Origin of the sequence: Paenibacillus sp. B-A-8 (assembly GCF_048572915.1) — a bacterium.
In the GTDB taxonomy this organism is placed as follows: Bacteria; Bacillota; Bacilli; order Paenibacillales; family Paenibacillaceae; genus Paenibacillus_AQ.
Genome location: NZ_CP183882.1, coordinates 4,557,901 through 4,574,189 on the forward strand (window position 1 = coordinate 4,557,901; position 16,289 = coordinate 4,574,189).

At 42.9% G+C, this 16,289-nt stretch carries 11 protein-coding genes; 3 read left to right on the forward strand and 8 right to left on the reverse strand.

Annotation, left to right across the window (positions count from 1 at the left end; translation table 11 throughout):
• Nucleotides 1-127: 127 nt before the first annotated feature.
• On the reverse strand, nt 128-2,236 hold the full coding sequence (locus ACN6MV_RS20495) for a methyl-accepting chemotaxis protein (protein WP_419884732.1): 2,109 nt from the start codon (nt 2,234-2,236) through the stop codon (nt 128-130).
• A 182-nt stretch (nt 2,237-2,418) separates the two neighbouring features.
• Between ACN6MV_RS20495 and ACN6MV_RS20500 the strand changes: the two genes are divergently transcribed.
• On the forward strand, nt 2,419-2,823 hold the full coding sequence (locus ACN6MV_RS20500) for a CBS domain-containing protein (protein ID WP_042129376.1): 405 nt from the start codon (nt 2,419-2,421) through the stop codon (nt 2,821-2,823).
• A gap of 82 nt (nt 2,824-2,905) precedes the next feature.
• Here the strand turns inward: ACN6MV_RS20500 and ACN6MV_RS20505 are convergent.
• From ACN6MV_RS20505 to ACN6MV_RS20535, 7 genes are all read right to left on the reverse strand, one after another.
• A protein-coding gene (locus ACN6MV_RS20505; protein WP_419884733.1) for an IS3 family transposase occupies nt 2,906-4,050 on the reverse strand; the annotation gives its coding sequence in 2 pieces (ribosomal slippage) (nt 2,906-3,762 and nt 3,762-4,050; 1,146 coding nt in all).
• Between the two features lie 140 nt (nt 4,051-4,190).
• Complete coding sequence (gene map, locus ACN6MV_RS20510; RefSeq protein WP_042129378.1) at nt 4,191-4,937, reverse strand: type I methionyl aminopeptidase; 747 nt, start codon at nt 4,935-4,937, stop codon at nt 4,191-4,193.
• A 265-nt stretch (nt 4,938-5,202) separates the two neighbouring features.
• Nucleotides 5,203-6,927: an assimilatory sulfite reductase (NADPH) hemoprotein subunit gene (gene cysI, locus ACN6MV_RS20515; RefSeq protein ID WP_419884734.1), complete on the reverse strand. Its 1,725-nt coding sequence runs from the start codon at nt 6,925-6,927 to the stop codon at nt 5,203-5,205.
• Nucleotides 6,928-6,974: 47 nt separating this feature from the next.
• Nucleotides 6,975-8,837: an assimilatory sulfite reductase (NADPH) flavoprotein subunit gene (locus tag ACN6MV_RS20520; protein WP_419886785.1), complete on the reverse strand. Its 1,863-nt coding sequence runs from the start codon at nt 8,835-8,837 to the stop codon at nt 6,975-6,977.
• A gap of 267 nt (nt 8,838-9,104) precedes the next feature.
• Entirely contained in the window at nt 9,105-12,365 is a 3,261-nt protein-coding gene (locus ACN6MV_RS20525) for an ATP-binding protein (RefSeq protein WP_419884735.1), read from the reverse strand.
• Nucleotides 12,349-12,723, reverse strand: coding sequence for a response regulator transcription factor (locus tag ACN6MV_RS20530; protein WP_042129381.1), 375 nt, complete (start codon nt 12,721-12,723; stop codon nt 12,349-12,351). The genes ACN6MV_RS20525 and ACN6MV_RS20530 overlap by 17 nt, the downstream gene beginning before the upstream one ends.
• A 21-nt stretch (nt 12,724-12,744) precedes the next feature.
• Entirely contained in the window at nt 12,745-14,376 is a 1,632-nt protein-coding gene (locus ACN6MV_RS20535; protein WP_042129384.1) for a diguanylate cyclase, read from the reverse strand.
• 217 nt (nt 14,377-14,593) lie between these two features.
• On the opposite strand from ACN6MV_RS20535, the gene ACN6MV_RS20540 reads away from it, so the two are divergent.
• Together ACN6MV_RS20540 and ACN6MV_RS20545 are read left to right on the forward strand one after the other, a co-directional pair.
• Nucleotides 14,594-14,863, forward strand: a complete 270-nt coding sequence (locus ACN6MV_RS20540; RefSeq protein ID WP_042129386.1) for an ACT domain-containing protein — start codon at nt 14,594-14,596, stop codon at nt 14,861-14,863.
• 10 nt (nt 14,864-14,873) lie between these two features.
• Nucleotides 14,874-16,232 (forward strand): PFL family protein, encoded by a 1,359-nt coding sequence (locus tag ACN6MV_RS20545; protein WP_419884736.1) that lies wholly within the window; start codon nt 14,874-14,876, stop codon nt 16,230-16,232.
• Nucleotides 16,233-16,289: the final 57 nt, after the last annotated feature.

Sequence of the window (16,289 nt, forward strand, 5' to 3'; positions counted from 1 at the left end):
GATAAATTGATTATAGCACATCTGAAGTCATGTAGATACACTTTTGCATGATGTAATAAATGGAAGAACCCTGATCCTTTAGAAAAGGACAGGGTTTCCCGCTTGTAATCACGACATCACATGCATTCTAAATTTTAAAATAAGACAATTTGTCCAGCAAATCTTGCACCATCGAGCTGAGGGATTCCGTCGAAGCAGAGATCTCTTCCATAGAAGCAAGCTGCTCCTCAGAGGCTGCGGCTACACTTTGTGAATCCGCGGACGCTTCTGAGGCAAGTTCGGCTAATACTTTGACACTAGCTGAAATTTGCTCTGTACCAGCAGTCATCTGCTGTGCGGCTGCAGATACCTCCTGAATTTGATCTGTAACCTGTGTCATTTCAGCAAGAATCGATGTAAACAAAAGATCACTATCAGACACACTCTGCACACCAATACGTACTTGCTCATTACCAACGGCCATAGCCTGTGAGGCTTGATTTGTATCTTTGACCACATGTTCGACTAATTCAGTAACTTGTTCGGCAGCTTGTTTCGTCTGATCCGCCAACATCCGTATTTCCGATGCCACTACAGCAAATCCACGACCATGCTCACCCACTCTGGAGGCTTCAATCGCTGCGTTTAATGCCAATAGATTAGTTTGTTTACTAATGCTCGAGATCAAACCAATAATCCCGCTAATCTGGACAGATCTTTCACCTAATCGTTCGATCGCCAGACTGGTCTCGTCAACAGATTGCTTGAGCTCTGTCATCTGGCTCACCGCCATTTGCAGCTGCGCACTGCCTCTCTGCGTTTGATCGGTTACTTCATCTGCTGATGCAGACACCGCTGATGAAGAGTCAGCAATACGTTGCACTCCAACGCTAAGATCGCTCATGGCCAGAGAAGATTCTCCCGCATAATCATTCTGTAACTGCGCTCCCTCGGCTACTCGCCCAATAGACACAGCGATCTGTTCAGCAGCTTTCCCTGTCTGTTCAGCGTTAGCTGTTAATTCTTCGGAAGTAGCTCCCACTGACATCGATAAATCAGCCACAAGTCCAAACATTTCTCGAAGCTTATGTGTCATCTGATTAAAGTGTGTGGACATCTTACCGAATTCATCATTATTCCGAATCTGCAAGGTTTGTGTTAAATCGCCTTGAGCCATAAGCTGCAATTTCTCAGATAACACTCGAAGTGGTTTGATCACCATAAACCATAATTGAACGACTATAACTATTCCTAGAATCGACATCCCAACAAGCATGATAATAAAAGATTCTGTTTTAGCTTGTTCGTAGTCAGCCATGATTGTAGTTTTAGGAATCGCTGTCTGCGTATACCATACCTGATCACTTTCCGGCATAGGAATTGGAACAAAAATTCGGAGTACATTTTCTCCTTTGGAATTATGCGTGTACCCCTGAACCGTCTCTCCATTCTTCACTTGTTTCCAGAGTGCCGCTTTCTGCTCCGTATCACCAAAATCTTTAAGTACACTTGCTGGATCATTTGGATTAGCTGCATATTTACCGTTACCCGTGATTAGAGAAACGTATCCTCCCATAGGTTTATATTTATCAGCATCCTCCTGGAGCTTTGATAACGATACATCAAACCCTACCGTCCCAAGAAAAGTACCCGATTTGTCTAAAATGGGCAGCATTACCGAAATCATCTCTATAGCCCCACCGCTCGTATCATAGGAATAGGGTTCAATGTAGATCGGTCTTTTCTCTTTTTTAGGTAAAAGGTAATAATCACCCGCCCCTTCTACATCGTAATTCTTTAAGGCTTCAACCGTTATTGAACCTTGATTTCTAAGAACATAAGGAATAAAACGCCCCGAAGCATCATCATATGGCGTCTTATTGATATTAGCCTGATCGTTTTGATCGAAGGCATTGGGTTCCCACAGAGTACTAATTGCATAAAGCTCAGGTCTATTCTCAAGCATCGATTTCATTGTAGAAACAACTTCTTCACGACTCAAGCTTTGACCTTCTCTTGATTCAACCAGTACTTCTGTGAATACCTTGGCTGCCGACTCTATGTCAATCAGAGTATTCTGAATAGTTTCCGCATAACTTCGCCCAGCAACTTCCGCCTCTAGTTCACCGTTCGATATGCTCACACTTCGCAAATTCAGCAAATTTGCAACCAAACTAAAGAAAAAGATCACGATGATAACTAAACTTACTACCAGAACAAATTTAACCGTTAAAGAAAGCCTTCGATATAATGCCATCTAAACAACTCCACTCTAGGATAATATACCTTATCTTTAATCGACAAAATGCGACTAACCCTAAATAGGTCTTATTTCCTATAATTTTAGTGATAAAAATTTAAAATGCATATCTTTTCAAAAAGTATGTTTAAATAAAAGGAGCTTAACTAAAAAATCTCAATACAAAGGAGTTCATGCCGATGGAAATATCCTCTTTTTTGTTGCCTAAAGATCAAGTTGCCTATATCACTAATTCAATATCCATGCTGGAAGCCTTAGAACAATTAGAGCAGCACCATTATACGGCTATCCCTATTATTGATAATGAAGGAAAATATGTAGGAACACTTTCGGAAGGTGATCTATTGTGGAAGTTGAAAAACACAGCCGGTCTAACCTTTGACAATATAGGGGAAGTTCCAGTAAGCACAATCCAGAAGCATGTCCATAACGAAAGCGTCCTCATTCATGCCGAAATGGAGGATATGCTAACGCTCGCTGCAGATCAGAATTTCGTCCCTGTTATTGATAATGAGGGCGTGTTTATCGGAATTATTCGTCGAAAAGATATCATTGAATATTATACTCGTAACATTACAGATTAATTGAACAACAACAAAAAGACCTGATCAGTAGCATCGGGACTGACCCCCGTTTGTGAGACAGGGATCAAAACACCTTACAAGTTTAAGTAGCCAGTCGCCGGAAATCCATCGGTGACTGGTTATTTAGTTTCGCTTGAATTCGAATTGAGTTATAGTAAATGATGTAGTCTCGAATGGTCTTTACAACGATTGCAGTCGTTGTAGATGTGAGATCTTCGAGGTAGAACGTTTCAGACTTTAGAGTGGAATGAAACGATTCAATGGGGGCATTATCAGCGGGCGTTCCTTTACGGGACATGCTCATGGTAATGCCTTTTCCTTTTACAGCTTCCTGGTACGCAAAGGACGTATACACGCTGCCCTGGTCGCTATGCAACAACATCTTTTTCTGCTTTGGAAGTTGATTTAATGTATCCAACACCAAAGAGGTATCTTGTTTATCTGCTATACTGTAAGCCACAATCTCACCATTGTACAAGTCTAGAATGCTGGAGAAGTACAACATCTTCCCGCCAAATGGCAAATAGGTAATGTCCGTGACGAGTTTTTGCAGAGGTGCTTCTGCATGAAACTGTCGCTTGAGCAGATTTTCAAAGGAGTGTACAGATTGCCCAGTCACCTTTCGTTTTTTCATCCTCACGCGGCACTGAAGCCCCTCACACTGCATGATCCGCTGGACTCGCTTATGATTTATACTCTGCTCTATCCGAAGGAGCGCCGTGATTTTCCGGTACCCATAGCGGAATTTATGACGGATGCAAAGCTCCCGGATTTTCTCCACCAGTTTGTCTGTATGCTTTGTCCCCACACCTGCTTTCCAGCGGTAGTAAGTCGTTCTTGCGATTCCGAGCCATCTACAAGCCTCAGACACCGTCACTTCGTTTCGAATGGATTCAATCCAGGCAATAACGGCCTCTGGTTCCACCTCCTCTCCAACTCCTCGTACTTTTTTAGCAGATCTAATTGTTGTTTTAAGAATCGGTTCTCTGCCTTTACTTTTTCGAGTTCCGAAGAGTCCTCCGGACCTTTGCCATAGCTGTACTGTTTACCCACCGGCTGCTCCAAACGATGTCGTTCACCATTTCGATTCCATCTCATCCATGTCTTTAGCTGTGTCTTATTCCGTATTCCGAGCTGCTCCATAACCTCTTTCACAGGTACTCCTGCTAATCTCATTTCTATAGCTTTCATCTTTATTTCCACGGGATAACTTACTCTGGTTGCCAATGCAAAAACACCTCCAAGATGATCTCCTTATCTTACGACAAGGTTCCATTCTCTTGAAGGTGTTTTGATTTGTCTCACGTTATGGGGTCAGTCCCATCCTGTGAAGATGATACTAATCAGGTCTTTTTGTTAACTCAAAATTATAATTCAGTCAGGATAATGGTCCCTTGTGGGGTGATAGCTAACGTATGTTCATATTGTGCTGACAGACCGCCGTCGATGGTACGCGCAGTCCAACCATCCGCATCAATCTTTGTTCTGTAGCTGCCTGTGTTCAGCATCGGTTCAATGGTAAATACCATCCCCTCTTTAAGTCGAGGCCCTCTGCCAGCCGGACCATAGTGTGGTACCTCTGGAGCTTCATGCATTTCTGAACCAATTCCGTGGCCAATAAAATCACGCACAACAGAAAAACCGTTAGACTCTGCGTAAACTTGAATAGCATGAGCGACATCCCCGATCCGGTTGCCTGCAACTGCCTGCTCGATACCGCGGAATAAAGATTCTTTTGTGGTGTCTAATAATTTCGTCGCCTGTTCACTGATATTGCCAATCCCGTACGACCAAGCGGAATCTGCCAACCAGCCATCTAAATTCACTACCATGTCTATTGTTACTATATCCCCATCTTTAAGCGGCTCTTTTTTCGGAAATCCGTGGCAGATTACATCATTTACAGATGCACAGGTTGCATATGGATAACCGTTATATCCCTTTTGCTCAGGAGTCGCTCCTTGAGACAATATAAATTTTTCAGCAAATTCATCAATCTCCCAGGTAGTAATTCCAGGCTGTAAGATTTGCGCAATTTGACGATGACATTCAGCCAGAATTTTTCCCGCCGCACGCATTTTTTCGATTTCTTCCATCGTTTTCATGATAATCATAATATCGCCTCTTCTGTACAGAACACATCACTCTCGGGCAATGGCTCTTCTTTTGTATTTAGTTTCCCCTTTATATTATGAAAGAAAAACACGAGAAATCCAAATCATTAAGCAAAAAAAATATAAATTCATTAATAATTCTAAAAAAGACTCCCTTTTTACGTGAATGTTAGATATGGTATGGGTTTGAGTAATGACAACTAACAAAGAGGCATCCCAGCAGCCATAATGCAGGCTCCGGGACACCCCTTCAATCTAGAATGAATTAGTCGTGAAAATTAAGGCCTGACGTAACCGCTTTGACATAACCTGCTCGGATCACGAAATCTCCAAAATGCTCACGATGCAGACGTTCTTTGGCGTAACGATGAAGAATAGGCTCCAGCGTCTCCAAAATTTCTTTTTCATCTATGTTTTCTTTATATATCTTGTTTAAGCGATCTCCCGTAAAACCTGCTCCCAAGTACATATTATATCTGCCTGGTCCTTTACCAATAAACGAGATTTCACCCAGTGCCGGTCTTGCACATCCATTAGGACAGCCCGTCATCCGGATCACAATTTCCTCATCACGTAGGCCTGCTTCGTCAATGACAAGCTCAAGCTTATCAATCAATGAAGGCAAATAACGTTCCGCTTCCGCCATCGCAAGCCCACAGGTTGGCAGCGCCACACAGGACATTGAGCTGCGTCGTAGTGCAGAAAGATGTGCTCCATCCGTAAGTCCATGCTGTTTAGCCAGCTCAGTAACTTTTCGTTTTTTGGCAGAGGTTACGTTAGCAATTGTTAGATTCTGATTCGGAGTAAGCCGGAAATCTCCGGTATGAATTTTGGCGATTTCCCGCAGTCCGGTCATCAATGTGTACCCTTCTTGGTCATGAATCCGTCCGCTTTGGATATAAAGCGTTAGATTCCATTTTCCATTGGTACCCTTCACCCAGCCGTAACGGTCTCCATTATGATCGAAATGGTACTCCCGCGCCGCCTCAAGCTGCCATCCTAGTCTTTCATGCAGCTCATCGACGAACCATTCCAGACCGTGGCGGTCGATCGTATACTTGAACCGTGCATTTTTGCGGACAGAACGATTTCCATAGTCACGCTGAATCGTTACTGTCTTCTCTGCTACATCGATCAATTGATCAGGACGGCAAAATCCAATGATACGACCAAGCTGAGGATACGTGCTAGTATCGCCATGTGTCATCCCCATACCGCCGCCTACCGATACGTTGAACCCTACCAGCTTATCGTTCTCAAGAATAGCGATGAAGCCCAAATCCTGCGAGAATACATCTACGTCATTTGAAGGGGGAACCGCAAGACCAATTTTGAATTTACGTGGTAAATATACCGGACCATAGATCGGCTCAACTTCTGCCCGATCACCTAAACTATCCACTACCTTTTCACCGTCTAGCCAAATTTCATGGTAAGCAGGAGTACGAGGTGATAGATGATCGCTGACTTTTCGCGCCCATTCATAGACTTCTGCGTGCACCTCAGACTGATAAGGATTCGGATTGCTCATTACGTTACGGTTGACATCCCCACAGGCTGCAAGAGTCGTCATTAGCGTATCATTGATGCTTCGGATGGTCTTCTTTAAGTTCCATTTAAGAACACCATGCATTTGAAATGCCTGTCTTGTAGTCAGACGTAAGGTTCCGTTACCATACTTCTGTGCCAGATCATCCATCACCAGCCATTGCTTCGGTGTAGCTACTCCACCTGGGGCTACTACGCGAAGCATAAACTGGAATGCAGGCTCCAGCTTCTGACGTTCCCGTTCATTGCGTAGATCTCTGTCATCCTGCATATAGCTTCCATGAAATTTCAGCAGACGATTATCATCTTCAGGCAGACCGCCCGTAATCGGATTGCTTAGTGTCTCAACTAACGCACCGCGCAGGTAGTTACTCTCCGACTTAATATGCTCAACATCACTTGGAGGCCCGCCGATCGGCTTAACCTTCTCATTGTTTGCCATTGTTGTTATCTCCCCCCGAAGTCATTCGATAACTTCCCATCTATCCATTAGTAGACATCACGCTGGTAACGCTGTGTCTGTTGCATATCTTCCAGATAAGCCGCTGCCGCTTCAGGGCTAAGACCGCCCTCACTCTGAATCACAGTAAGCAAAGCAGTATGAACATCATGTGCCATATACTTCTCGTCTCCGCAAACGTAGACATGAGCACCTTCTTGCAGCCATTCATAAACCTCACGACTCTTTTGCAAGATACGATGCTGTACGTATACTTTCTCTTCGGTATCACGTGAGAAGGCCACATCCAGCTTGCTTAGAACGCCATCCTTTAGCATTCTCTGCCAATCTGTCTGATACAGGAAATCTGTAACGAAATGCCGATCCCCATAGAACAGCCATGATTTCCCTTCCGCTCCAAGCTCTCCGCGTTCTTCCAGGAAAGAACGGAATGGGGCAACGCCTGTGCCCGGTCCGATCATAATGATCGGTGTATCCGGATTAGTCGGAAGCTTAAAGTTAGGATTATGCTGAATGTAAATAGGCAATGTATCTCCCGGCTCTACTCTTTCGGCGCAATGAACTGAGCAGACACCGTAGCGTTCCCGGCCGTGAGCCTCATAACGTACAGCTCTGACGGTGAGATGAACCTCATCCGGGTTAGCCTTGTAACTGCTAGCAATAGAATATAGACGTGCAGGAAGCTTCCGTAAAATAGTCACAAAACTGCTAGCTGAGCCTTCCCATGGTGAGAAGTCCTGGATCAAATCGAGCAGATCGCGTCCTTGAATATACTCTTTAAGCTCCGAAGCACGGTCTGGAGCAACTAACTCACTCAGCTTGCTTGAGGCAGATAGCTTTGCTGCTTGTTCAAGTAATGGTTTTGTCAATACGGTGATTTCATAATGATGCAGAAGGGCCTCACGTAAGGCTCCTTCATCGCCTTTCTTATTAAACGGAACCTTATCGCTAGGATTCCAACCCATAGTATGAATAATGGCATCCACCAATTCAGGATGATTCTCAGGATATACGCCCAATGCATCCCCTGGTTCAAACTGTATATTAGACCCTTCAAGCGATAGCTCCAGATGACGAGTCTCCCGATCAGAACCGCGCCCGTTCAAATTTAAATTCTCCAACACCTCTGCCTTAAAAGGATGATTCCGGGTATATAAAGGCTCTTGCGATTCTGCGTCCTCAGCGGCTTGAACCGCTTTTGCAGCAATACCCGGAGCATTCAAATTAGCATTTAATGCACCAATTACACCTTCAAACCATTGAGCTACGGAATCATCATAATCGAGATCACAATCTACTCGCGGACTTAACCGCTGACCGCCAAGTTCCTCTAAGCGCTGATCAAAATCCTTACCGGTTTGACAGAAAAATTCATAGGAGGTATCTCCCAAAGCCAGAACAGAAAACCGCAGGTTCTCTAATTGAGGAGCTCTTTTACTATAAAGAAATTCATGAAAAATCCGTGCATTATCTGGTGGTTCACCTTCTCCATGAGTACTCACCAGTAGAAGCAGATTCTCAACCTTTTTAAGCGCAGTAGGTTTAAAGCTGTTCATCGCGGAGAGTGTGACCTGAAATCCTTGCTCTTCCAGCTTGCGGGACAAGCTCCCTGCCAGTCTCTGGCAATTCCCAGTTTGCGAACCAAATAATATGGTTACCTCCCGTGATGCTGCTGGTTGACTCGTCACAGCCGCGCCAACCTCCACGTTCCCAATCGAATTCGATTGCACTTGAAGTTCGGCACCCGCCGGCGCCGCTGCCGCAGTACGGCCAATCGCAGACAAATATCCGCTTAGCCATATTTGCTGTGTCTCCGTTAAGGATGGTAGAAGACGATTGAGAAGCTCGACTTGGTTCTCGTTAAAAGGACTGTTCGTTACCTGTAGTTGCAACAATATCCACCTCTCCTAAACATGAAATCTGGTTATGATCCGTACCTCATTTGAATCGATCTGAGCCTTTTTTAGAACCTCATAAAATCAGGCTATCACAATAATTGTAAACGATCAATGAAGTCGTTTTTACATAAAAAATGTTATTTATTGAAAAAATATCAATAAAGTACGAAAAAACCGATCAAAACAGTATGATTTACTCTGATTTGATCGGTTTCATTATAAAAAGTGATACTATTTATAAAATATTGTGATAAATAAAAACTATAAATCCTTCTTACTTTCGGGAAATAATACCTCGCCTACCCCCAGCTTTATCTTCACAATCTCTTCAAGCGTATTCGATAACTCGCCAGGTGGATAAGGTTTCGTTAAATACTTCTGAATCACATCATTCAATTGGTTCTTATCCGATTGATCTAGCGCAGAGGATATAACTATAGGAATATTCTCTGTTCTCGAATCATCTTTCAGCATTCGGATCAAATCCCAACCGTCCAAATCTTCCCCAAGCATCAAATCAACCACGATCGCAACAAATGGTGTTTTTAAAGCTTGATCAAAGGCTTGCTGTGGATGATAGTGATGGGTGACACGGAAGCCCTTTCCTTTAAGCTCTTCTGATAAGAGCAACGAAAGACTATAGTCATCTTCAACAATCATTACATTTGGCTTACTCTCTTTCTCTGCATTCCATTTATTTAGCTCATCTTGCTGTTGGATTGTATCCTCATGGAGGATTGGGAGGCTAAACCAAACAGTAGTCCCTTCTCCCTCTACCGATTCGATCCCTATGGTTCCTTTTTGTTTCTCAACAATTTCTTTACAGATGGCAAGACCAAGTCCGGTTCCGCCAATTCTTTTAGAAGCGCTGTTATCCACTCTTCTGAACTTTTGGAACAACTGTCCTATCTGATCCTTAGGAATACCGAGACCATTATCCTGGATGCGAACAATAACTTGACCCGGCTCATTGTGCAGCAGCACCTTCACTTCATTGGTAGAAGGTGAGAACTTGATCGCGTTACTTAACAGATTCGTTAGAACTTGGACGATCTTATCCTTGTCCACATCAACGTCTGCATTAAGAGCCTCATCCACGAGCAGCACATGATGTGTGCTGCTAAGTTTATATTGATCGATAACGCCAAGCACAATTTCGCTGAGATTCACATGCTCCGTGATATACTGCTGCTTACCTGATTCCATTCTTTGCAGATCTAGGAAATCATTAATCAGCTCAGTCAACCGCTTCGCTTCCTTATGAATCGTCTCCAAATACTTCAGCTGCTTCTCAGGCTTCATGGTTTTGGACAATAGCAATTCCGTGAATCCTAGAACACTCGACAATGGCGTTCTCAGCTCATGACTTACCGTACTGACAAGATCAGATTTCATAAGATCCAGCTCGTACTCCCTAGTAATATCTCTATAAACGAAAAGTGTACCGATTCTAAGCTCTCGTCGGAAAACGGGAATCGCATAAACATCAATATGCTTTTTGGATTCAGTTCCGATAGAATATTGCATACTGCTGGACTCCAGAGCATGCTCGGCGATTGCCTTCTCAAAGAACAACCGTAGTTCATCATTCTCATTCGAGCGTTCGATGAAATAATCCATCCATTCTTTTCTAGGAATCAATGTACCTTCTGTCCATTCATAGTTCACAATGTTGCACAGTGCCTTATTCATCTGAAGCATCTTGCCTTCTGTATTCACGAACTGAATGCCTTCGTTAACGTTATTCACGATATCGCGGTTCAGCTTTCGGCCATGTTCAATCTCTTCATACATGAATAAACGCTCAATCGCCAGAGCTACACGGTTCATCATCCCTTGAACCTCATTAATCTCTTCTTTGCTGAAGGAATGTCCAATCCGGGTCCCGCAGAATACAGCTAAAATCTCATCTTCTGCATTCACAACAGTAGTATAGAAGTCATAACAGTAGACTTCATTCGAAGAGATTCCTTGTTCCGATTGCGTAGCTAGACGCTTAATTAGATAGGTTTTTTCTGTCTTCAGACGATATAACATTTCATTGTTCTCATTATCGAGGTAACGCTCTACATTTTCCTGAGGAATCCCTTTAACAGCAGCGATCTTATCTTTTACTAGCAGGAAGAAACTTGAATCAAATGAATACAGATGATGCATAAATTGAATGAACTTATCTGCAAATTCATGTTTATCTAACGTGTAGGTAATATCATGATTCAGCTGATTATTTAGCTCAAGCATCTTTTTGGTCTGTTCCGTATTTTTCAGCGTCTCCGCAAGCTCTTGCTGCACGCTCTTCATAGAGTTGATATCGTTCGCAATAAGGATGTACTGATAAATTACACCCTCTTCATTCAGATAAGGCACAATCGTCAGATGCAGCCAGACCGGCAATCTGTCTTTGGCTATAATCTGAAGCTCATTGCTCCATACTCCACCTGTACTTAATTTGTTGATGATTTTTTGGAATTCATCATGAGACACATTATAAAGTTCAAATAGTCTGTATGTGTAGCGGATAATCTCCGACTTTTTATAGCGGGTATATTCACTCAAGTTCTCATTTGCGTAAGTAAACACACCTTTAGCGGTAAGGATACCAACGGCAGATGACTGATCGAGCGCTTTCATCATGCTCTCAATTTCACTAAGCGACCGTTGCAGCCTATACTGCTGATCCTGAAGCTCATCCTGCTGAGCGTGCAACTCTTCATTCTGCATCATCAATTCTTCTTCTTTATCTTGAATACTTCTGGCCATATTTAGAAATGCATTATAAAGCCGGCCAATTTCATCTTGATGCTTAAGCTTGCCCAGAAGAATTTCCTCACCGGCAGCCAGTGAATGCGTTGCTCCTTCCAGCTTCAAAATAGGGTCAATCAGGTTCTTCAGAATCCGCCAGATCATAAAGGTAAAGAACAACAGAATGATGGCACTAATAAAAAATGCGATAAATGTAAATTCATTTGCCTGTTTGATATAATCCATAGCCATAGTATTTAATGCTTCATCAGAGCGTTTTTTGTACTCTTCCGTATAGGAGAGAAAATCATTTACAGATTTAGTGGTACCATCTGCGGACAGCGCACGCAAAGCTACATAATCATCAGCCTCGACCAGCCGAATCGCTTCGGGCAGCGTTTTATTTTTATACTGAACATAAAAGGCCTTTAAGCCATCCCTGAAAAGAGCCTCTTCGGGAGATAAATTGAGATTGGAATAGGTATCCAGAATCTTATCAAAGTTAACTAGTCCTAAATTTAGAAGCTTTAATTCATTATCACTCTTAAGAGCGCTAAATCCCCTGGCACGGAAAAACACCTCATTTAAGGCACTCGCCAAATCAGTTACGGTGTCCGCCTTATTTTGCAGAATTTCCCGGTCTCTGCTTAATTTGTTCTGTTCATCATTGATGAAAAAGAAAAATATCGATCCCATAATGATAATTAAAGCAAAGACCAGTGCAATGATACGAAAATACCTATTTTTGATACTGTGATTAGCGTTACTTCTCTTCGTCACTTAGGATCCCCTCCACAATCTGCAAGAGTTCCATTGGACTAAAGGGTTTGGGCATAAAATAACGTGCTCCTGCTTCCACTGCTCGAAGTCGATCTACATCTTGAGCTTTGGCCGTTAACATTAATATCGCTGTAGTTTTCTTTTTCTCCTCGTCCAGCTGCTGGAGCACTTCAATCCCTGTCATTTCCGGCATCATATAATCCAGAATCACCAAATCAAAATGATCCGCGGACAGCTTATTCAGTGCTTCCAATCCATTCTCCGCCGTGTGAATCTCAACATTCTCTAAATCTTCCAGCGTATCCTCGATTAACATCCGTAATACTTCTTCATCATCCACTACCATTATCTTTTGCATATTGGTACAATCCCCTTCGTTTTAGAACAAGAATCTATGAGCCAAGCGTTCCATCCGAGACAACAGCTCAGGCATATGGACTGGCTTTACTACATAATCATCGGCGCCCATCTGCAGGGCATGTACAATATCCGCCTGATTATTTCTGCCTGTCAGCATAATCACTAATATATTCACTTCCGGATATGTCTTGCGAATTCTTTCCAGCACCTCAACACCATCAAGATCCGGCATCACACCGTCCAGCAGGATAATATACTTCTCATCCATGGAATACCAATCCGATTGTAAAAAATCCAGTCCATTCGCAAAACTGCTGATATTGACCTCAGCAATATCCTCCGGCTCCCAAGTGTCAATCTGATGAGTCACGATTCTACGAATTAACGCATCATCATCCACAATAATTACATTTAGAACTGAATGCTTTTTAGTCGACAATAAATGGTCGTTATAAAGCGTCGTCTGATTCCTTCCAGCATCCTTGCTGGCATAGAGCGCCTGATCTGCTTCCTCTACAATTTTATCGGCAATATTCTCAGCTTCTGTTACCTCAGATATCCCGCTAGAAAAGGTCACATGAAAGATTTCATTCTTCGCAAAAAAATCGGTGGCAGCAAATCGCTCCTGTATACGTTGTATCACTGTCAATGCAGAGCTCGCATCCGTATTTGGCAGGAACACAGCAAACTCTTCTCCACCAAAACGGCAAAAGGTATCTTCCATACGGATCGAACTTTGTACAAGCTCAGATAAGGACTGTAATACCTCGTCTCCGATTAGATGACCATATGTATCATTAATCTTTTTGAAATAGTCCAGATCAATCAGTGCTAAAGAAAATACTCGCTCCGTACGCTTAAAATCGCAAATTAGCTGCTTCATCACTTGATTAAAGTGTTTTCGATTGAATGCACCCGTTAATTCATCCACAATGATGGAGTCCTGCCATTCCCTTTTCAGCTCAAAACGGTTTTTGATCAGAGCCATGAATATATCAATATCTACAGGCTTCGATAAAAAGTCCATCACGCCCAGCTTATAGGCATGCAATTGCGTCGCTTTGGAGTATTCCCCACTTATAATGATGATTGGAATACGTTCCTTTTTGGCTTTGCCGATAATTTGATTCAAGACCTCAATTCCACTGATATCTGGTAAAAGAATATCCAGCAGGATCAGATCGGGTTTGGTTTCATAAAAAATCTTAAGACCCCGTTCAGCAGATAAGGCAATGCTTACATAATAGTTCTGCTTCTCCAATGATTCTTTTAAATAAGCAACTAATTCAACATCATCATCAATAAGCAAAATATCATTATGCGGGAGTATTTCATCATTCCCTCTTTTGTCTAGCTGCTTAACTGAACTTAGAGAAACCGATTCATCTTGGTCAAACAGAGAAATAAGCGGATACAAATAATCCCCCCACTCTTCAATAGACCAGCACTTTAGACTGCTTTCCATGAAATAGGGCAAGGTTGCATCGGCAAATTGTTCAACTTCTTTTAACCCAACAGTACCAGCCGTACCCTTCAAATTATGCAAAAAACGATAAATGTCCTTCTCTTTAACTTCCGGCAGGTCAGACCATTCCTGGAGGGTTTGTTTGGTCCGCTCTTCAACCATATCTTTATATTTTTGTGTAGTCATATTTACTCCTTCAGAGTATCGTATCAATCTCTCACTTCATCATATTTTTCATATACTGTCAATCGAATTTTCTTTAAATTCATAGGTCTACATAAAAAAATGATCAAACTGACAAAAAACCTTTGGTTGAAGCTTGCTTCAGCATTTGTAATAATGATTGGAATGGTTCATTCCGTTTACACGGCGTAATCACCATATACAAAGGGAGGCTGTAAGCATGAAGGGGATTATTACTGTATTAGGGAAAGACAAAGTAGGGATTATTGCTAAGGTATGTACATATCTTGCCGAGCACAATTTGAACATTCTGGATATTTCCCAGACGATTGTACAAGATTATTTTAACATGATGATGATTGTAGACATTTCTAGCGCGAACAAAGCATTTGAGGATATTGTTGAGGATTTACATTCAATCGGAGAATCAATCGGCGTGGAAATCAAGCTTCAGCATGAGGATATTTTTAATATTATGCACCGCATCTAGGAGGATGACCATGATATCATTAGTAGAAGTACAAGAGACGAATAAGATGATCCGTGAAATGAATCTGGATGTGCGTACCATAACAATGGGGATCAGCCTCATGGATTGTGCTCATACAGATATGAGAACTTTTAACCAAAATGTATACGACAAGATTACTAGATCCGCCGAGAAGCTCGTTAAAACAGGGGAAGATTTAGAAAGACAATTCGGTGTACCCATTGTTAATAAGCGGATTTCTGTCACTCCTATCGCTATCGCTGCTGGAGCTGTGAAGACGGATACGTATGTGCCTGTTGCTGAAATTTTAGACAAGGCTGCAAAAGAAGTTGGCGTTAACTTTATTGGCGGCTTCTCTGCGCTTGTGCAAAAAGGCTGCACCAAAGGTGATCGGATTCTGATCGACAGCATCCCAGAAGCACTGGCAGTCACTGAAAGAGTCTGCTCCTCCGTTAACGTTGGGTCCTCTAGAAGTGGAATCAATATGGACGCTGTGAAATTAATGGGTGATATCATCATTCAAACAGCGGAACGCACCAAGGATCGGGATTCCATCGGCTGTGCTAAGCTGGTGGTCTTCTGCAATGCCGTCGAGGACAATCCTTTTATGGCGGGAGCCTTCCATGGTGTTGGAGAACGGGAATGTGTCATCAATGTAGGTGTCAGCGGACCAGGTGTAATTAAGCGTGCGTTAGAAGAAGTTAAAGGTCAGGACTTTGAAACCTTGTGTGAAACGATTAAACGAACTGCGTTTAAAGTTACGCGTGTGGGACAACTAGTTGCTCAGGAAGCTTCCAAACGGTTGAACGTACCTTTTGGGATTATCGATCTATCTCTGGCTCCAACACCAGAAATTGGGGACTCCATTGCAGAGATCTTTCAAGTCATGGGTCTGGAAGAAGCCGGCGCACCAGGCACAACAGCCGCTCTGGCCATTCTAAATGACAATGTTAAAAAAGGTGGCGTTATGGCCTCCTCCTATGTCGGTGGACTCAGTGGCGCCTTCATTCCGGTCAGCGAAGACCATGGAATGATTCAAGCCGTTCAACGTGGTGCTCTTACCCTTGAGAAGCTAGAAGCCATGACCTGTGTATGTTCAGTAGGCTTGGACATGATTGCTATACCGGGAAGTACCACCAAAGAGACGATCTCTGGTATCATCGCCGATGAAGCTGCTATCGGAATGGTCAATAACAAAACAACCGCTGTTCGCGTCATTCCTGTCATCGGCAAGGATGTAGGTGAAATCGTAGAATTTGGCGGTCTCCTTGGATATGCGCCTGTTATGGCAGTTAACGGCTTCAATTGCACCAACTTCATTAACCGGGGCGGACGGATTCCTGCTCCAATTCACAGCTTTAAGAACTAATAGAAACATCAAACAGCAAGTCCCTATTTGCACCTAGGCGACTTGCTGTTTTTTTAT